Origin of the sequence: Bacillus sp. BF2-3 (genome assembly GCF_008368795.1) — a bacterium.
Classification (GTDB): Bacteria; Bacillota; Bacilli; order Bacillales; family Bacillaceae_G; genus Bacillus_A; species Bacillus_A cereus.
Genome location: NZ_QOSA01000046.1, coordinates 1 through 19,939, shown reverse-complemented (window position 1 = coordinate 19,939; position 19,939 = coordinate 1). Strand labels below are relative to the sequence as shown.

Below are 19,939 nucleotides of genomic sequence, written 5' to 3'. Positions count from 1 at the left end.
AACAATAAAACCGTCTCTTTACTATTTATTAAAGAGACGGTTTTATTAGGTCAATTCATAAGCCTGACTTTTTTTATACGTTTATAATTGTTTCTTCAAATGTAACAATTGGCTCTACAAATTCCATCATAATGAAAGCATTTTTAATACGTCTTGTTAAAACTTCTTTTAATTCTGCACACATTTGTTCTGTAAGTGATTTTACAAATACAAAGTTATGATAATAAATCACACTCTTCTCTTTACTTAATGGGTTTAAAAACATCCCTTCTTTTGTAACGAGAGCATTAGAATGCCCCGATAAAGTTGAAAGAAACGTCTCTAAAATTTTTATTTCTCTTTTTGAAAACGATTCTTCACAAACTACTTTAATATTCATTTCTGTTATCATTTATATATTCCCCCAACCATTTTTTCACAAGGGGATACTATAATACTATTAAATTTTCACAAGACTCCCCTTGTCGTTCATAAAATTCACCAGAAAACTAAGTTGACTAACTTGTTTTTTCCCTTTATTCATATAAATCTCTCCTTTCGTATATATTACTTCTCCATTTGTAATTGATTACCTTTTTATATTAAAGTTTTTCTATGTTTTTAATTGGAATTTTACCAATTAGAGATCTTATTAATAAACGTATATTTTTCTTATACTCCTGAAAAAAACTTTACTTATCTACTTTACGTTTTGTGCTACATAGTGTCTGTTTTTTGAATAATTTGTTTCTCTGCAGTATTTACATAGAAATATTGTTTCGCTAATGCTGAAAACAATTTACTTTGCTTATAATAAAGTGAAACTTTAATCAACCCTCACCAATCGGGCTTTTATGCGCAGCAGGGCCCCCACCTAACTTCTTTGCTTCCACTGAATTTTGAGGTGGGGGTCTTACTGCCCAGCAAATAGCGGGATAAACTTAAATAAAATATAACTTTTAACATAAGAGTACTTTATACTCTTCTATTAGAGAACAAATTTTTTCCCAATAAATAAAACTAAATATTCACTAATATATCTATCCGTGGTTTAATATATATAATAAAAAAATATTTCTGTCTTTAATGAGGAGGTACTATGAAAGCAAACGTAGGGGATACTATACTTTTTCAACGAAATAATTTAAAGATTACAGGATCTGTATTAAAACTTTATACTGAATCGGTCTTAGTTGAAATTACAAATGTAAGCGGTGGTACTTTTGAATTTGATCGAACAATTGTAAATCATAAAAACTATAAAGTTTTAAATACAAATACATAAAACAACACAAAATAGCCCCTGCTCAACAGCAGGGGCTATTTTATATAAAAATATTTCACTAGTTTATATACCCTAAAACATTAACAATCTTACTCGCTTTTAAATTGTTAATATGATAATAAATTTCTAAACCTCTTCTCTCTGCTCGTAACACTTTACCCTTCATTTTTGATAAATGTTGTGAAACAGTAGATTGCGGAATATTCAGTAACTCTGTTAATTGTGTTACATTACAAGTTTTTCTCGTACTTAATTCATTTACAATTTGCAGTCTGATTGGATGCGCCATAATTTTTAAAATATCTACATCTTCTTCTGAAACTAAAGTTTTTCTCATTTCACTCGTATATGTTGTCATAAGACATTCCCCTTTTATATGAATTCCATATTCATAAGATCTATTTCCAAATTTTTTAAAACCCTTGATTAAAACTTTCATATAGAAATAAAAGGATTTTAAATTTTTGAAAACAGAACTTACATTTACTTTATTTATTTATTTGGTACATATACATAATACAATGTTAATATGTGCTCTATGTGAAGTTCACATAAATTTGTGATGAAGATTTACTTAGCCACTCGCATCCTACTCATCTAATTACCCACTGCATAAAATCATCAGTTATTTTAACACATTTTAGGCGTTTGTATATACTATTTATAAAACAACTTTTATAAAGGGAGGATTCATATGCCTACAGCGTTACAAGAAGAAGTCGAAGAAGCACGGGAAACATATGTCAGTCGTATCATCTTAGTTGGAGGATCGACTTTATTTTTAGTAGGCGGGGTTATCTCAGCAATTTCAGCTTTTAAAGCTTATAATCGTTTGGAGAATACGCCGCCTTCTACAGATAATTCATAGATATTTTATAAAATAAAACGTCGCCTCCAATATGAAGAGACGACGTTTTATTATTCATACATATGACACTAAAAGTATCGGTAGATTCCCTACTCCATTTTTTAAGCTTACTTCACCACAAACCGCGTCTGACTACACCCATCCTTCTGCTTCGTTACTTCTAATACAGCCGGCATTGCGTTTTTCAGCTCTTGTACGTGTGAAATGACACCGATAAATCGACCTGATTTTTGTAAGTCAATTAAGGCGTCTACTGCTTTCGTTAATGATTCTTCATCTAATGAACCGAACCCTTCATCGATGAACATCGTTTCGATGGAAATACCACCTTCATATGCTTGAATGACATCTGCCATTCCTAGCGCTAGGCAAAGTGATGCATTAAATTTCTCTCCGCCGGATAATGTTTTTACATCGCGCGTTTGGCCAGTGTATGCATCGTACACATCTAAGCCTAATCCACTTTGACGATTTCTCTTTTCAACTCGTTCACTTCGTTTTAAATAAAATTGTCCGTTTGATAATTTACGTAATCGTTCGTTTGCAATTTGAACAATTTGTTCTAAATACTCAATTAAGATGTAACGTTCAAATGATATACGGCTCTCGTTATCACCTTTCATTACTTCATATAAGTCAACAAGTTCTTGGAAGGCTTTTTCTTCCTCATGAATTTGCTCATCAATACGTCTAATGTTTTCATGTAAATCAGAAATATATGTTACCGCATTTTGCGCACGTTGACGTTTTTCTTTAATGATATCGAGATTAATTTGTAATTCTGTTATGTGTTCACCTAACGCTGTAATATCCATATACTCTTTATCTTTTAATTCAGCTTGTAACTCTTCAATTTGTTTTGCAAGCACTTCAAGCGATGAATAATAACCTTGAATTTCTTTTTGTAACATTTCCATCTCGTGATCGCTTAATTTGGCTTCTTTATACGTGAATTCGTCTGTAAACCCGCTTTGTTCTAGCTCTTTCATAAAGCGTGCGAAAGTCTCTTCTTTCTTTAATTTTGCACTTTCAAATTGATTAGAAGCACCTTTTTGTTCTGCTTGAATACGTATATTTTCATTTTGCCAATGCTGATACGCTTCCTGCACTTTCTTCCATTCGTCCTCCATTAACCTAAGTTCCTGCATAGCTTGGTCAAACTGTGCTTTCCAGGCTTGTACTGTTTGTAAGTTTTCTGGAATATTTCGTTTATCATGTTCATATGACGTACGAAGTTGCATACACTCCATTTCTGTACGGTGCTGCATTGTTTCCACTTCTCGTTTTTGTTTCTGAAGTTCTTCTATTTTTTCTTCTACGCTTTTCATGTTCGCAGCAATCTGCTTACGTGTTTCTTCACTTGCTTTTAACGTATTAACGTCTGCAGCTAATTGTTTTCCTTTTTGAACAAGTGCACTATATGTTTCAGCTAATTTTTCCGAGTTGTAGCCGCGCTTCACAACTTCTTCTATCACTTGTTCATATTGTAGTCGATAGAAATTCCATTTCTCCTCTACTTGCACATGTAATTTTTCAGCAATGTTCTTCTTATCTCTTAAATCGTTTAACTCTTTTTCATCGATCGCATTACTTTGCTCTGTAGCTTTTTGCGGATGATTCGTACTACCACATACCGGACAAGATTCACCGTCATGTAAATGAAGAGCTAATATACCAGCTTGTTCACTTAACCAGCGGCGCTCCATGTTTTCATATGCACGAACTGCCACTTGCATTTTATTATTTGCCGCTTCTTTTTCTTGCTCGAATTTTTGTTTTTCTTGCCAAACATCATATGCTTGCTTTAAAACTTTTGCATCTTCTCGCATATTCGTTAGTTCTTCTACTTTAGCTACATATTGCTCAAGTGCTTGTTCTAATTGCTGCAATTCATCAGACATTCTCTGTTTTTTGTTTGTATGCTCTTCTAGTTGTTGATCTAACTTTTGCATACTTTCTTTTAATTTCCCTATTTGGATTTCGGTATTTTGTAAATTCAGCTTTCTCTCAGCTAATGATTCAATAATCGCTTGTAACTCTTCTAATCTTTGAACAAGTTTTTTAGCCTCTTCTCGCTCAGCTTCTTTATTCTTTACTACTTCATACTTCTCCTGAGCAAGTTCAAAGCTATTCATTATCTGTTCTTGTTTGACGCTTATCTGTTTTAACAAACTTTCAGCTTTCTGCTCATTTTCCATCGCTTCTTCATACCATTGTTCAAATGGTAATAAGCGCTTTGCTTGTTCCGCACGTTTAAAGGATTTTTCTTTCCTTTCAATTGCTGCACGGTTCTCTTGTAAAGTGTTATATTTCTCATTCTTTTGTTGTAAATCTATAAATTTCTCATTTACAGATTTTGCTGCATGAAAACGTGTTTCTGCATCCTTTAATTGCTTCGTTTGAACATCTTGTTCTACTTGTAATTGCTCAACCTCTGCCTTATACACGGTTGTTTCTTGTTCTAACGCTTCTACTACTTGATGCGTATTTACATGTTCTTGTGCCACTAATGTCTCTAATAATGCTCCATCACGGATTGGTAATTTAAAAACATTACGGAAATAGAGCTCTCTCTCTTTTTGTTTTTCTTGCAAGACATCTTTCCATTGTTTTCTCTTTTGATCAAGTAACTCACGCATTAATTTATAACGATCCGTTTTAAAAATACGACGTAAAATCTCTTCTTTGTTTTCCGTCTCAGATGTTAATAGTTTTCGGAATTCCCCTTGGGGTAACATAACAATTTGGCTAAATTGATGTTTACTTAACCCAATTAAATCTTCCACTTTTTTGTTTACGTCTGTTACATGAAAACGATCGACGGCTGGAACGTTTTCTCCATCAATAACTTCATATAATTCTACTGCATGTCCTGTAATGGTCTTATTCCCTTGTTTTTTATGTCCAAGTTGTCGTTTTATTTCATAGCGTTTCCCTTTTAACTGAAAGGTTAATTCAACACTTGTATAAACATTATCATCAGCAAATTGACTTCGAAGCATGCTCGTATCACTACGTTCTTCTCCACTAGCCTCACCATATAACACATAACAAATCGCATCAAAAATCGTTGTTTTTCCAGCTCCCGTATTCCCAGAAATAGCGAAAATACGATGTTCTCCAAGATCTTCAAAATCGATTACTTCTTTCTGTTTATATGGCCCGAATGCTGTCATAATAAGCTGAATCGGTCTCATCCTCGTTCACCTTCCCGTTCTTGCACTGTTTGTAATACATCTATAAATAGGCGTTCTTTCTCTTCTGATAAATCTAACCCTTTCATTTCTTTATAGAAAGCCTTTAAAAGAGATAAATCATCCGTTTTATGTCTTGAAACCGTTACTTCATTTGTATCTGTGAGTTCTCGCCTTTGCATCGCTCTTTCAACGTGCATTGCATTTGGATATACAGATCGTATTTTCTCCATTGGCTGTAAGACAGGGTTTTCGTCTAATAATCTTACAAATACGTAATCTTCACTTACTGGGTGCTGTAATAATTCATCTATTTTCGCTTCTACTGTTCGCATTTTACGACGTGGTGAAAGTAACCTTTTTTCAATTGCTACTTCACCAGTTTCATTCAGTTCTACAATGTAATAACCTTTTTTATGTTTCTCTTCAGAAATTGAATAGGCAAGTGGTGAACCTGAATATCTAATGGTCTCATTACGTACGAAATGCGCTTGATGTAAATGTCCAAGCGCTGTGTAATGAAACTTATCAAAATAATGACTATTTACATATTCAGCACCACCAATTGAAAGTGGTCGTTCTGCATCACTTGTATTCTCCTCCGCTTCTCCTGAAGAAGTTACAAATGCATGTCCAACAAATACATGTCTAGCTTCTTTATCCATCGTTTCAGAGAGCTCATTCATAAAAATGCGCATCGCATCATCATGAGAACGTACGTCTTCATTTTTCAACACGTGTCTAACTATACTTGGGTCTGCATACGGTATTAGATGGAAGTGAACCTCTCCATATTCATCATTTAGTACAACAGGTTCGTACGGGAATTGAAATTGACCTGCAATATGTAATCCTTGTTTTTTCATTAAACTACTTCCAAAATGGATACGATCCGGACTATCATGATTACCAGCTACTGCAATAACTGGTGTTTGTAAATCAATAACTATTTTTTGCAGCACATCATTTAATAAGTCTACTGCTTCTGTAGGTGGAATTGCTCGGTCATATAAATCCCCTGCAATAATTACAGCATCTGGTTTTTCTTCTTCAACAGCCTGTACAAACTGATCTAATACAATCTTTTGGTCTTCAGTCATATACACGCCATGAACAAGCTTTCCTAAATGCCAATCAGCTGTATGAAATAACTTCATATTTTTCTACTCCTTTTAATTTACTGATTTTAGTGAAACGAGTTGATAGTTTATTGTAGTTTTTCCGTTCTCCCACTCTAGTTTCAATATCGTTGCACTTCCAATTCTTTCTTCATTTGATTTATATAAAGGCAATATTTCTTTAATTGTAAATAAGTGGTAACCATCCAATATTAATTGAAATATATTTTCTTCAATATGTAATCTTACTTCTTTTTCATTTGAAATAATTTTTGTGTGCATCTCAAATTTCATGATAGATACAACCCCTTTTTATAATCTCTACATTTTAATAGTATAGTGGCTATGCAAGATTGACAAGTACATACACAGCAAAGTACACACTTTTCTATTGTTATATGCTTTATGTATTTTATATAAAATACGGTATGTGAAATTTTACATTTCCCCCAAAATAAAAATGCCTATTGTGACATCTTTATTTTTGTATAAAGTCTTTCATTACATAATATAAAACGGTAATTAAGACGATTGCGACGAAAAATGAGAACACTGCGACAATGTAGCCATCTTTATTTAATAAAATACAGAATGAAATAGATATTATAAAAATCGGAAATACGAGACGTACTTTATCCTTCACTTCTTCTGTCGTATCTGTATGATGAAAATACTGCGTTATTCCTATCATTAAAAAAGACAAAATAATAACCGACAATAGTAAAGGTCCTGGCATTCCGATTTCTCCTTTCTCTATTTCTAATTCAATGTAAAATTTTTTATTACACTTGTACGATTTATTTTTTCTTCAAACACACTTTTAGAATTGATAATGAACATTTCACACCTATATAATAGCGCTTTTATCATTATAACTTCAAATAATTACACTTACAGTAATGTTGTAATATTCCCCCTCAGTCTCTGAAATCCTGCAAAGATAACTCGTCAAAATATGCAGTGACCAAATTAATATTTACCGTCAACTTTTGACAAAATTTATAAAGGACATTTCAGTACATATCAAGAATTAAGAATAAGAAGATATGTAAGGGAGGATGCATTATGACTGAACAAGTTTTATTTTCTGTTAGTGAAAACGGCGTTGCGACAATTACTTTAAACCGTCCAAAAGCACTTAATTCTTTATCTTATGACATGTTACAACCTATCGGACAAAAACTTAAAGAGTGGGAACACGATGAGCGTATTGCACTTATCGTGTTAAAAGGAGCTGGCACAAAAGGTTTTTGTGCAGGTGGCGACATTAAAACTCTTTATGAAGCGCGTTCCAATGAAGTGGCATTGCAACATGCAGAACGTTTTTTTGAAGAAGAGTATGAAATTGATACATATATTTATCAATATACAAAACCGATTATTGCTTGTTTAGATGGAATTGTAATGGGCGGTGGTGTCGGTCTTACAAATGGTGCGAAGTATCGCATTGTAACTGAGCGTACGAAATGGGCAATGCCAGAGATGAATATCGGCTTCTTCCCAGACGTCGGAGCTGCATATTTCTTAAATAAAGCGCCTGGATATACAGGACGATTCGTTGCTTTAACAGCATCTATTTTAAAAGCTTCTGACGTATTATTTATTAATGCTGCAGATTACTTTATGACATCTGATTCATTACCAGAGTTTCTTACTGAACTTGAAAGTGTAAATTGGCATAAAGAAGATGATGTACATACTAATTTAAAAGAAGTTATTCGTACATTTGCAACTGCTCAAAACTTAGAAAGCGAGCTCGCTCCTTCATTAGAAGTAATCAATTCACATTTTGCTTTCGATACAATTGAAGAAATCATCCATTCATTGGAGAAAGATGAAAGTTCCTTTGCTCTAAAAACGAAAGAAACACTGTTATCAAAATCCCCTATTTCACTAAAAGTAACATTAAAACAGTTTATTGATGGACAAGATAAATCCGTTGAAGAATGTTTCGCTACGGACCTTATACTTGCTAAAAACTTCATGAGACATGAAGATTTCTTCGAAGGAGTACGCTCCGTTGTCGTTGATAAAGATCAAAATCCGAATTATAAATATAAACAGTTAAGTGACGTTTCAGAAGAAGATGTCAATCGTTTCTTTAACTTACTTAATGCATAAAATGAAATTGTCATGAGGGGATATTTTGTTCATCCCCCACCTAACTTCTTTGCTTCAGCTAAATCTTGTGTGGTGAAAATCTTACTACCCGCAAATAGCGGTATAAAATCGAGGCTATATAGTAGTGTAATTACAGCTACTATATAGCCTTTTTTATTTAATTATTTTTAATAAAATTTAATTTTATTAAATCCATTTTTGTGCTACACTGATTTTAATCAAATATTCTAAAAATAAAAAGGAGGGGCGGCTATGATAGAAAATTATCTTCTTTTCATCATTATGTCTATTTGCCTTATCATTTTACCTGGTCCAGATACAGCAATGGCTACGAAAAATACATTGGTTGCTGGTAAAGTCGGTGGAGTGAAAACAGTGTTTGGTACATGTATTGCACTATTAATTCATACTTTAGCTGCTGTAATTGGTCTTTCTGCACTTATTGTAAAGTCAGCTCTTTTATTTTCTATTTTCAAGTACGTTGGGGCTCTCTATTTAATATATATCGGTATTAAAGCCCTTTTAGCAGTAAGAAACAAAGAAAACTTAGATACAAATGATCTATCTTTGAATAATGAAAACGAACATACTTCTTGCTTTCGCCAAGGATTTCTTACAAATTTATTAAATCCTAAAGTAGCAGTCTTCTTTTTAACTTTTTTACCACAATTTTTAAATCCAAATCATAATACATTTATTCAACTTCTTGTAATGGGCCTTACTTACCTCGTTTTAACAGTCATTTGGTTTGCATTTTATATATTTTTAATTGATAAAATTAGTGCTTTTATGAAAAAACCGAAGACGCAACGTTATATTCAAGGGCTAACAGGAGTCGTCCTAATTGGATTTGGTATTAAACTAGCTTTTGAAAAAAATAATTAACAAGACGAAAACCACCACTATTAATAGTGGTGGTTTTCATCTAATAACTGATTTGGTTGTTTACTCTATATTAAAACCAGCGCTCAGTTACAACTTTTTTACGTGTATAGAATTGAACGCCATCTGTACCATTTGTACCTAAATCACCAAAGAATGAAGCTTTATTTCCTGCAAATGCGAAGAATGCCATTGGTGCTGGAACGTTTACGTTTACACCAATCATACCAGCATCGATATTATCACGGAATGTTTGTGCATGTTTACCATTTGACGTATAAATAACCGCACCATTTGCAAATTTAGATTGATTTGTTAGTTTAATACCTTCTTCTAAATCTTTAACACGTACAATACTTAATACTGGAGCAAAAATTTCATCTTGCCAAATTTTCATTTCTTGATTCACGCCATCAAAGATTGTCGCACCTACAAAGTAACCTTCTCCAACTTCTTCATTAATTTTACGGCCATCTACTAATAAAGTTGCCCCATCTGCTACACCGCTATTAATATAGCCTAAAACGCGCTCTTTATGAGATTCACGGATTAATGGTCCAACATAGTTATCTTCGTTAAAGCCATCGCCTACTTTTAATTTTTTCGTTTCTGCTACTAATACATCAATAAATTCATCAGCAATTTCATCCACTACTGCTACTACTGAGCATGCCATGCAGCGCTCTCCACTACTTGCAAATGCAGATCCAATTACACCTTGTACTGTTTTCTCAAGATTGCAATCTGGCATTACAATCGCATGGTTTTTCGCACCTGCTAATGCTTGTACACGTTTTCCGTGTTTCGTACCTGTTTCATATACGTAACGAGCTACCGGCTCAGAGCCAACGAACGAAACAGCCTGAATATCTTTATTTTCTAAAATGCTATTTACAACATCTTTTCCGCCTTGCACTAAATTTAATACGCCTTTTGGGAAACCTGCTTCATAGAATAATTCTACAAGTCGCTCCGCTAAAAGTGGCGTTCTTTCAGATGTTTTTAATACGAATGTATTACCGCAAGCAATTGCAAGTGGGAACATCCATAACGGAATCATCATCGGGAAGTTAAACGGTGTAATACCAGCAACAACTCCGATTGGGTAGCGCCAAATCGATCCATCAATTCCGCTAGCGATATTCGGAAGTGCTTGACCCATCATTAAATTTGGCGTAGATGTTGCAAGTTCTACCGCTTCAATACCACGCTGTACTTCACCTGTTGCATCCGTTAGCGTCTTACCATTTTCTAGCGTAATGATTTTTGCAAGCTCATCTTTGTTTTCTTGTAATAGCTGTAAATATTTATATAAATTTCTTGAACGATTTGGAACTGGTACTTTAGACCATGTTTCGAATGCTGCTTTTGCCGCTTCAACAGCTTTTTCAACATCTTCTTTTGGAGATAGTGGAACGTAAGCGATAATTTTTCCAGTCGCTGGATTTGGAACTGCTTCTACTTCCGTACCTGTCGATTCAACCCACTCACCGTTAATGTGATTTTTTACTCGTTTAATTTCAGTTGTAATCATTGTATTCTCTCCTTTGTATAATTTATTTTTGATTAGAAATTAATTGCTCGCTAACTTTCTTATATAAAGCAGCCATATCGTTTTCACCATATCCAGCTTGACTCGCTTCGTCATATACGTTTAATAACATTTCGCTTACCGGTAAATGGAGTTCGCTTTCCTTAGCTAAGTCAACTGCAAATCCTAAATCTTTCTTCAATAAGTTCACAGTAAATCCTGGCTCGTAGTTTTCAGGTGCTATAAAACTTTTATAATTACGTTCATAAATTCTACTTTGACCGTAACTTACATTTAAAATATCAAACATTTTATCTAAATCCATATTATTCTTTTTCGCTAATGTTAAAGCTTCACTCACACCAGCTGTATAAAAACCAATTAATAAGTTATTAATTAACTTAACAGTTGTACCACTATCAATCTGCTCACTAACGTGGAAAATGTTCGCGCCTAGTACGCCCATGATAGATTCCGTTTTCTCATATACGTCTTTCAATCCACCAACCATAAACGTTAATGTACGGTTTTCGGCTCCTATTACACCACCGCTCACAGGTGCTGCTAAAAAGTCTACTTTCTTTTCCTTTGCAGCTTCCTCTAACTGTTTGTTTAACTGCGGCGATACCGTACTTGTATCAATGAAAACTACATTCGAGTGACCATTTTCAAATAATCCTTCTGCTCCAAAATATACCGCTTCAACAGCGCGAGGTGAAGGTAAACTTGTAAAAACTACATCACATGTTTCTGCTAGTTTTGAGATTGATAGACCGATAATTCCGCCTTCTTTTTCAAAGGACGCTTCCGCCTCTTTATTTAAGTCCACGCCATATACTGTGTAACCTGATTTAACTAGATTTTTTGACATTGGAAGGCCCATGTTACCTAAACCGATAAAACCAATCTTTTTCATATCGCTTTCCTCCTATTTACACAATATATTTCCCGCGATTTATAATAGCTTTCGCAATTTCTCTCTTCTTCGTAAATACGTTCGTGTATAAAGGCACTAATAATTGACGGATTTCAGCTAAAATTACATGTCTATCTTGTTCTTCTGTGACAGCCGCTGAAAGTACAGAAATCGCCGCTTCTTCTACTTTACGGTATCCTTCTTCACAAATAACATCCGTTATTAATTGCTTCGTACGTTCTTTTTCCTCACCATTTTTACTTACCGCTTTTCTCGTACGTAAAAACGCTGATTCCATGACGTACACGTCCGTCAACATATTTGAAATTACACGTGAATATTCTTGTTCTTGGTCAATTTTTAGGCCTGGAGTTTTAGAGAGCGTTTTCAAAGATTGTTTCAACAATTTTTTCGCTAATAAAATGTAACGATGGTTTCTTTCTACATTTGCTACATCACTTTCTACTTCAGTATCTTCTAATTGTTCGATTTGCTTCATTAACATTTTGGCAACTGTTAATCTATTAATTTCGTTCGTTCCTTCAAAAATACGACTAATTCTAGCATCACGATATAATCGTTCTACCTCATACTCTTGCATATAACCGTAACCACCATGAATTTGTACAGCTTCATCTACGATATAAGCAAGTGTTTCAGAAGCATTTACTTTATTCAGTGCACATTCAATTGCAAATTGGGACATTTTCTTCATAAGATCTTCATCGCTCTCATGAATTGCTTCATCGATTACACCTGCCGTACGATAAGCTGCACTTTCGGCTCCATATGTAGCAATGATCATATTTGCAATTTTCTCTTGAATCATCGTAAAGTCTACTAATTCCGTTTGGAACTGTTTTCGCTCTTTTCCATATTGAACCGACAAACCAATTGCTTGTTTTGCTGTTCCAATATTTCCAAAAGCAAGTTTAAGTCTAGCAAAGTTAAGAATATTAAGGGCTACGTGATGCCCTTTCCCAACTTCCCCTAAAACATTTTCAGCAGGGATGACAACATCTTCTAAAATAAGAGTCGCTGTTGAAGAACCTTTAATCCCCATTTTCTTTTCTTCTAATCCAATAGATACACCTTCACATGTTCTTTCGACAATAAACGCTGTCATTCCTTTATTTGTCTTCGCAAAAACAACGTATACATCTGCCATATGAGCATTTGTAATCCATTGCTTCTCACCATTTAACTTCCAAGCTGTTCCCTCTTCATTCAATACGGCGCTTGTTTTTGCACTTAATGCATCCGAACCAGCATTTGGCTCTGTTAAAGCATAAGCCCCAATCCATTCTCCCGATGCGATTTTCGGTAAATATTTTTCTTTTTGCTCTTTCGTTCCATAATATATGTAAGGCAATGTACCGACACCAGCGTGTATATTAAAAGAAACGCTAAACGCACCAGCGTAACCCATTTTCTCTGCTACAAGACCTGAGACAGCCTTTCCTAACTCGAACCCGCCATAATCTTCTGGTACCTCAATGCCTAATAATCCAAGTTCCCCAGCTTTCTCAAATAATTGACGAGAAACTTTATAGTTATGTTGTTCAATATTCTCCATTTGTGGAACAATTTCTTGTTTAACGAATTGTTCTGTCGTTTTTGCGATTAAATCTTCATCACCTGAAAAATCTTCTGGTGTAAAGTAAGTATGATTTATATCTTTATTAAGTGAAAAGAATTCATCCCATGGTAACTTCGTTTTCTCCATATGTATCCCCCTATCATTCGGCTTTCATAGCTTTTTGCTTATGCTCGTCTACGATGAGTGGAATATCTTTTTTGAAAATAGAAGGCGATGATTTTTCACATCAAGCATTTTATTTTGCCAAAGATGTATTTTCATCGCCTTCGCTGCTTTATCTATTGATCTTCTGATAATACTGTTTTTGCAATACCAGTATCTAACTCTTCAAAGTCATGATATGAAATTGTTTCGTATAATTCACTTCTCGTTTGCATATTAGAAAGTGCATCTTTTTGAGAACCTGTTTCTTTAATTAAAGCAAACACATTTTCATACGCTTTCGCTGCAACGCGAAGTGAAGTTACAGGATAAATAACCATTTGGAAACCCATATTCGCAAATTCCTCTGCACTATAATATGGAGTTTTTCCGAATTCAGTCATATTCGCAAGCAAAGGTGCATTTACCTTACTATTAAATAGACGGAATTCTTCCTCTGATTGAAGCGCTTCAGGGAAAATTGCGTCTGCACCTGCTTTTACATATGCATTTGCTCTTTCAATTGCTTCATCTAATCCTTCAACGCCACGAGCATCAGTACGTGCTACAATGTATAAGCTCGGTGCAACTTCTTTAATCGCTTTAATTTTTTGAACCAATTCTTCTGTAGTAACAAGTTTCTTACCATTTAAATGTCCACATTTTTTTGGTAATTGCTGATCTTCAATTTGGACAGCTGCTACTTTCGCTTCCACCATTTCTACAGCTGTTCTCGCCACATTTAGTACACCACCAAATCCTGTATCAATGTCAACAAGAACAGGTAAGTCTGTAGCTCTTACTAAATCTCTTGCTCTCTCAGCCACTTCAGTAGACGTCACGATACCTAAATCTGGTAAACCTTTACTTGCAGTATAAGCAGCTCCTGATAAATAAAGAGCTGAAAAACCTGTATTTTTCGCAACAAGAGCTGCCATTGCATCATGAGCACCTGGAATTTGCAAAATTTCATTTGCTTCTACTAAAGCTCGGAATCGATTCGCAAGCTCCTCTTGTGTTGACTGTTTTTTCACAACCCAAGCCATTCTAAATTCCCCCCTATTATTAAATTAAGAATAGATCTACAAATTCGTTTACATTCATATTTTCTAGTTTTTCTTCATTTAAACAAACTTCATGAATTTGTTCTTGTTGCTTACTAGAATAATGACCTGCCATATTTGCAGTGAATTTTTGAACAACTTTTGGAATTGCTTCGTCTCTACGGAAGCGGTGACCAAGCGGATATTCACATTCCACATTTTCTGTTACTGTGCCATCTTTAAAGTGAACTTGAACAGCGTTGGCGATTGAGCGCTTGTTCGGGTCAAGGTAATCTAAACTGTACTGTTTGTTTTCAACAACAACCATCTTATTACGTAATTCATCTACACGTGGATCGTTTGCTACTGCATCTTCATAATCGTCTGCAACGATATCTCCTTTTAATAAACCAATTGCCGTAATGTATTGTAAGCAATGATCACGATCAGCTGGGTTATTTAATGGACCTTCTTTATCAATAATACGAATTGCTGATTCATGAGTTGTAATTGTAATACGGTCAATTTCATCTAATCTCTCTTTAATTTCCGGATGCAACTTCACTGCACATTCTGCAGCCGTTTGTGCATGGAATTCTGCTGGATATGACACTTTAAATAATACATTTTCCATTACATATGACTCTAGTGGTCTTGCTAATTTTAATTCTTGTTTATTGAATAATACATCTTGGAATCCCCATCCTGGCGCAGATAATGCTGTTGGATAACCCATTTCACCTTTTAGAGCAGTCATTGCAAGATGAACACCGCGGCTCGTTGCGTCACCTGCAGCCCATGATTTACGTGAGCCCGTATTTGGAGCATGACGATATGTACGAAGACTAGAATTATCAATCCACGCATGTGATAATGCATTAAAGATTTCTTCACGTGTTCCGCCAAGCATTTTCGCAACTACTGCAGTTGTTGCTACTTTTACATATAATACATGGTCAAGACCAACTCTGTTTAAGCTGTTTTCTAAAGCAAGCACGCCTTGAATTTCATGTGCTTTAATCATCATTTCTAATACTTCACGTACTTTTAAAGCTTCTTTTCCTTCTGAAATACGAACACGGCTAATATAATCTGCAACTGCTAAAATTCCGCCTAGGTTATCAGATGGATGTCCCCACTCTGCTGCAAGCCAAGTATCGTTATAGTCTAACCAACGGATCATACATCCGATATTAAATGCACCTTTTACTGGATCTAGTACATAAGACGTACCTGGTACACGTGTACCATTTGGCACGATTGTTCCTGGCACAACTGGTCCTAGTAATTTCGTACATTCTGGATATTGCAGTGCTAAAATTCCACATCCAAGTGTATCAAGTAATACGTAACGAGCTGTACTGAATGCTTCTGCACTAGTAACCTCTTTATTTAATACATAATCGGTAATCTCTTCTAATAATGCATCTTTTTGCTTAATTTCATTTGTTTTAATCATGCTATTCTTCCCTTTCTGTCGAAAATTCGTTATTATTAATGATGGGTGTCGGTCAAACACCCATCTGGCGGGCGGCGCTAACAACTCCTCAGTTGTTCTTATTTACTAAGTACATGTCGCTCGCCAATATAATTTACACGAGGACGGAACAAACGATTATTTGCATGTTGCTCAATAACGTGCGCACATAACCCCACTGTTCTAGAGCTAAAGAAGATTGGTGTGTAAAGTTGAATTGGAATACCTAGCATCCAATATACTGGAGCTGCATAATAATCAAGATTTGGATAAATTCCTTTTTCTTTTTCCATAATCTTTTCTCCAGCTTCACACATTTCATATAGTGTATAATCACCTTTTACATCACATAACTGTTTTAAAGCTTCCTTCATCATAAGTGCTCTTGGATCCATCTTCTTCATATAAACACGGTGTCCAAAGCCCATAATTTTTTCTTTGTTATATAGTTTCTTCTGTAATAACTCTTCAAATTTCTCAACATTACCAGCTTCTAAAAGCATGTACATAACCGCTTCATTTGCACCGCCATGTAAACTTCCTTTTAAAGATGCAACTGCACCTGTTAAGGCACCGTATAAATCTGATTGTGTTGATGCAATAACGCGAGCTGTAAATGTAGAGTTTGGCATTTCATGCTCACTATATAAAACAAGGGAACGATCAAAGATCTTTTCCTCAAGTTCAGTTGGTTTTTTACCAGTTAACATATAGAAGAAATTCGCACTATAAGATAATTCTTTAAGAGGTTCAATTGGCTCCTCATTATTTAAAATATGATAGCTATTCGCTACAATGTTTGGCACTTTACTTAGCAGCTTGTACCCTCGGCTTTTATTCACTTCTAACGAGCGGTTTTCGATATCATTATCGTAACCAGCTAACGCTGACACACCTGTACGTAATCCATCCATGGGATGCGTCTCTTTAGGCAATGCCTTTAGTACGTTGAATACACCTTCTGGTACTGCATATTCTTCTTTTAATTTCTTTTCAAGTGTTACTTTTTCATCTTCATTCGGTAGGTGTTCCTCCAATAAAAGGTGCACAATGTCTAAATACTCTTTTGTTTTTGAGAGTTCGATTAAGTCATACCCTTGAATTACAATTTCACCTTTTACTGTGTCAAGAAACGAGATTTTCGTCTCCGCTGCCACTATACCATCTAATCCCGGGGAAAATTTCTCTTCAGCTTTCATCATTATTTCCTCCAATCCTAATAGATCTTCGTGCACATAACTGTAAGCCTTTACAATATCGTGAAACTACATTTCTATTTCAATGTATCAGAGTTTTTAGAAGATTTCAATTTATTTTATAATGATAAGTTTCCTACACTTTTCTTACTGTAACAATACAATTTTTTGAAAATAATTCTTATATTTTATAAAGAAAGGATAGACTTCTTTGCGTATTTTTAAAAACAAGATATAAAGATTTTTCATATAACACCGCCAAATATACAATTATTCTAATTTTATTTGAGAAATAGAAAAAACGAGCTGTACATAAATACAGCTCGTTACTATATGATATTTATTTCACTATCTCTTAAATATAATTTTTATATAAAACTTATTCATTTTTAATAAAGTTATTATTTTACATAATTAAATTGAATTTCTTCCATTTCCTCATGATAACTTACAAATAAATCATAGTTTTGAAAATACCAAAGATCATCAGAATCTACAAAAAATATAATACCTTCCTTCTCAACTGACACTATTTCGCCATCGGGTTTCTCAGCAACAACCCCTAAAGAATATCCGGGCTGAATTGAACTATCCCCTCCGTACCTTACAGTAAAACGTACAGATTCACCGTGCTTTATACGTAATTCTTCTTGGAACCATTGCAGAGCTTTACGATCAATTGAAATTCTCATCTTTATTCCTCCAGTTTACGCAAACTCTTTTTTTCCTAATCGTTGTTTTACAAAGAAGACGAAAATAATTAAGGCTATCAATGCTGAAATTGCACTCCCTGAAAATAAAATACGATAACCAAACATTTGTGAAACAACTCCAAGTAAAATAGCACCTAACCCGATTCCTAAATCAAACGCTGTAAAAAATGAAGCATTTGCAACTCCTCTTTTACTCGGATCGACAATTGTAAGCATTGCCGCTTGCAAAGCTGGCTGCGCTGAACCAAATCCAATACCGTATAATGTTGCTGCGATAATTACACCTATCAAACCATTTGAAATAGTTAAAACAACTATAGCTAAAATAGTAATACATAATGCTGGAAGTATAATGAATACTTCTCCATACTTATCTAATAGTTTCCCTGAAATTGGTCTTACAATTGTTAATGCAATTGCATATACAAGAAAGAAAGTTCCCGGGTTTACATGAATTGATGATGCAAATAACGGTAAAAAGGTTGTTATTCCTCCATATGCAAACGATAAAAAGAATACTACAATCGTGATTGTTAATACGGATTTCTCAAATAGCTGAATTTTCCCTTTTTCTTTTTGTGGCGTAAATGGGATCTTCGTTATTAATGATAATACGACTGCCATAAAAGATAACAACGTCGCTAATAAAAATAGACCATCAAATGAATAATTTTGCACAACCCATAATCCAATCATAGGTCCGATCGCCATTGCAATTGTCATCGCCATCCCGTACCAACCCATACCTTCACCGCGGCGTGAATCTGGAATAATATCCGTTATTGCTGTTCCAACAGCTGTTGTAGAAACAGCCCATGTTACTCCGTGAATAACACGTAAAACAGCTAAAAGGACAATAGTCGATGCTATATTATAGGAATACATCGTTAAGCCAAAAAAGATGAGTCCGAAAATAATAAAGGATCTTCTACCATATTGATCTAACATTCCTCCAATAATCGGTCGTATTACAACAGCAGCTATTGTAAACATCCCCATCATAAGTCCAACTTGCGATTCATTGCCACCTATCTCTTTAATAAAGAGCGGGAGCGTTGGAACAAGTAAATAAAATCCTGTAAATAAAAATAACATTGCGAAAGTCATTTGAATAAATGATTTCGTCCATAATCGTTCCATAAAAATACCTCCATACACTCGTAAAATATTACGATTAACACTCTCATTGTATATTTTTTTTATCTCTTTTCCCTCCGCAAATAGACGTATCTTTTCATATTAAATAGTCCACCATCAGCTTACATTAGTCTTAAGACTTTGTACGCATATTTTAAACGAAAGTCCTATATATGTACCTTTATACGTGTGAAAAGAATATACTAATTTATTATCACAACTTAGGAGTGATTATTTTATGTGGGTATTATCATCAAGAGTAACTGTCGCGGTTCCTTCGATACCCGAAATACATGCCCCCGCCGTTCATACAGCAAGTTCCGATGTCGGCATTGAACTTCCAGTAATTTGGCAACAATACCAATCACCAGGTCAAGCTACCCCTTCATTTTGGCATCATGGTGCCCATCCAAGTAGCACTACCTTTTATCATCCTAGCCACGCTCCACTACCTCAGGCTCAAGTCTTTTATCATTTCCCATCAATTTATTTTCAAAATTTTTATGGTACGTTTAACATTTAAAACACATCATTTCATAGCTACTACATTTAAACGAAAAAAGCACTTAAGATTGTAATTTTCACAAATCTTAAGTGCTTTTTAATATTTTTTATAAATTTTTCTTATTGCCCATTATTAGCAGGGGTCTCTCCTGCATTACCGCCAGTCTCTGGTTGTGTGGTCGCTGGTGGAGTTGTATTTCCTTGACCTCCTCCGTTATTTGCTGGAGGTGTCGT

General features: G+C 34.7%; 19 protein-coding genes. 5 read left to right on the top strand and 14 right to left on the bottom strand.

Going from position 1 to position 19,939, the window contains the following annotated elements; genetic code table 11:
- Positions 1-73: 73 nt before the first annotated feature.
- A complete protein-coding gene (locus tag DN401_RS25950; RefSeq protein ID WP_000627304.1) occupies positions 74-391 on the bottom strand; it encodes a hypothetical protein in 318 nt (105 codons plus the stop codon).
- Positions 392-1,078: 687 nt separating this feature from the next.
- On the opposite strand from DN401_RS25950, the gene DN401_RS25945 reads away from it, so the two are divergent.
- Positions 1,079-1,264: a YkvS family protein gene (locus DN401_RS25945; protein WP_000646793.1), complete on the top strand. Its 186-nt coding sequence runs from the start codon at positions 1,079-1,081 to the stop codon at positions 1,262-1,264.
- Between the two features lie 58 nt (positions 1,265-1,322).
- Here the strand turns inward: DN401_RS25945 and DN401_RS25940 are convergent, their stop codons facing one another.
- Positions 1,323-1,622, bottom strand: coding sequence for an ArsR/SmtB family transcription factor (locus DN401_RS25940; protein ID WP_000214801.1), 300 nt, complete (start codon positions 1,620-1,622; stop codon positions 1,323-1,325).
- A 336-nt stretch (positions 1,623-1,958) separates the two neighbouring features.
- Between DN401_RS25940 and DN401_RS29975 the strand changes: the two genes are divergently transcribed.
- The gene (locus tag DN401_RS29975) at positions 1,959-2,132 is read left to right on the top strand and encodes a hypothetical protein (protein ID WP_001141668.1); all 174 of its coding nucleotides are present in this window, start codon (positions 1,959-1,961) and stop codon (positions 2,130-2,132) included.
- A gap of 107 nt (positions 2,133-2,239) precedes the next feature.
- Here DN401_RS29975 and DN401_RS25935 read toward each other — a convergent pair whose 3' ends face one another.
- From DN401_RS25935 to DN401_RS25920, 4 genes are all read right to left on the bottom strand, one after another.
- Positions 2,240-5,329, bottom strand: coding sequence for an AAA family ATPase (locus tag DN401_RS25935; RefSeq protein WP_001247465.1), 3,090 nt, complete (start codon positions 5,327-5,329; stop codon positions 2,240-2,242).
- Complete coding sequence (locus tag DN401_RS25930; protein WP_000765152.1) at positions 5,326-6,483, bottom strand: exonuclease SbcCD subunit D; 1,158 nt, start codon at positions 6,481-6,483, stop codon at positions 5,326-5,328. Before DN401_RS25930 ends, DN401_RS25935 begins: the two co-directional genes overlap by 4 nt.
- Positions 6,484-6,498: 15 nt before the next feature.
- The gene (locus DN401_RS25925; protein WP_000667342.1) at positions 6,499-6,738 is read right to left on the bottom strand and encodes a DUF2584 family protein; all 240 of its coding nucleotides are present in this window, start codon (positions 6,736-6,738) and stop codon (positions 6,499-6,501) included.
- 184 nt (positions 6,739-6,922) lie between these two features.
- A complete protein-coding gene (locus tag DN401_RS25920) occupies positions 6,923-7,180 on the bottom strand; it encodes a hypothetical protein (RefSeq protein WP_001119404.1) in 258 nt (85 codons plus the stop codon).
- A gap of 329 nt (positions 7,181-7,509) precedes the next feature.
- Between DN401_RS25920 and DN401_RS25915 the strand changes: the two genes are divergently transcribed.
- A complete protein-coding gene (locus tag DN401_RS25915; RefSeq protein ID WP_078188171.1) occupies positions 7,510-8,565 on the top strand; it encodes an enoyl-CoA hydratase/isomerase family protein in 1,056 nt (351 codons plus the stop codon).
- A 252-nt stretch (positions 8,566-8,817) separates the two neighbouring features.
- The gene (locus tag DN401_RS25910; protein ID WP_000572360.1) at positions 8,818-9,450 is read left to right on the top strand and encodes a LysE family translocator; all 633 of its coding nucleotides are present in this window, start codon (positions 8,818-8,820) and stop codon (positions 9,448-9,450) included.
- 70 nt (positions 9,451-9,520) lie between these two features.
- On the opposite strand, the gene DN401_RS25905 is transcribed toward DN401_RS25910, so the two are convergent.
- The 8 genes from DN401_RS25905 to DN401_RS25870 all read right to left on the bottom strand — a co-directional run bounded on the left by DN401_RS25905 (position 9,521) and on the right by DN401_RS25870 (position 19,204).
- Positions 9,521-10,981, bottom strand: a complete 1,461-nt coding sequence (locus DN401_RS25905; protein ID WP_000633344.1) for a CoA-acylating methylmalonate-semialdehyde dehydrogenase — start codon at positions 10,979-10,981, stop codon at positions 9,521-9,523.
- 22 nt (positions 10,982-11,003) lie between these two features.
- Positions 11,004-11,894, bottom strand: coding sequence for an NAD(P)-dependent oxidoreductase (locus tag DN401_RS25900; protein WP_149288031.1), 891 nt, complete (start codon positions 11,892-11,894; stop codon positions 11,004-11,006).
- 16 nt (positions 11,895-11,910) lie between these two features.
- Entirely contained in the window at positions 11,911-13,620 is a 1,710-nt protein-coding gene (locus DN401_RS25895; protein WP_000415995.1) for an acyl-CoA dehydrogenase family protein, read from the bottom strand.
- 152 nt (positions 13,621-13,772) lie between these two features.
- The gene (gene prpB, locus DN401_RS25890; protein WP_000312639.1) at positions 13,773-14,681 is read right to left on the bottom strand and encodes a methylisocitrate lyase; all 909 of its coding nucleotides are present in this window, start codon (positions 14,679-14,681) and stop codon (positions 13,773-13,775) included.
- A gap of 19 nt (positions 14,682-14,700) precedes the next feature.
- Positions 14,701-16,137, bottom strand: coding sequence for a 2-methylcitrate dehydratase (gene prpD / locus DN401_RS25885; protein WP_000598123.1), 1,437 nt, complete (start codon positions 16,135-16,137; stop codon positions 14,701-14,703).
- A 98-nt stretch (positions 16,138-16,235) separates the two neighbouring features.
- Positions 16,236-17,357 carry a citrate synthase gene (gene mmgD, locus DN401_RS25880; RefSeq protein ID WP_002041090.1) on the bottom strand — a complete coding sequence of 374 codons (1,122 nt, stop codon included), beginning with the start codon at positions 17,355-17,357 and terminating at the stop codon, positions 16,236-16,238.
- 395 nt (positions 17,358-17,752) lie between these two features.
- Entirely contained in the window at positions 17,753-18,043 is a 291-nt protein-coding gene (locus DN401_RS25875) for a HesB/YadR/YfhF family protein (protein ID WP_001222842.1), read from the bottom strand.
- Positions 18,044-18,058: 15 nt separating this feature from the next.
- Positions 18,059-19,204, bottom strand: coding sequence for an MFS transporter (locus DN401_RS25870; protein ID WP_000440662.1), 1,146 nt, complete (start codon positions 19,202-19,204; stop codon positions 18,059-18,061).
- Positions 19,205-19,439: 235 nt separating this feature from the next.
- Between DN401_RS25870 and DN401_RS25865 the strand changes: the two genes are divergently transcribed.
- On the top strand, positions 19,440-19,724 hold the full coding sequence (locus DN401_RS25865; protein WP_149288030.1) for a hypothetical protein: 285 nt from the start codon (positions 19,440-19,442) through the stop codon (positions 19,722-19,724).
- Positions 19,725-19,939: the final 215 nt, after the last annotated feature.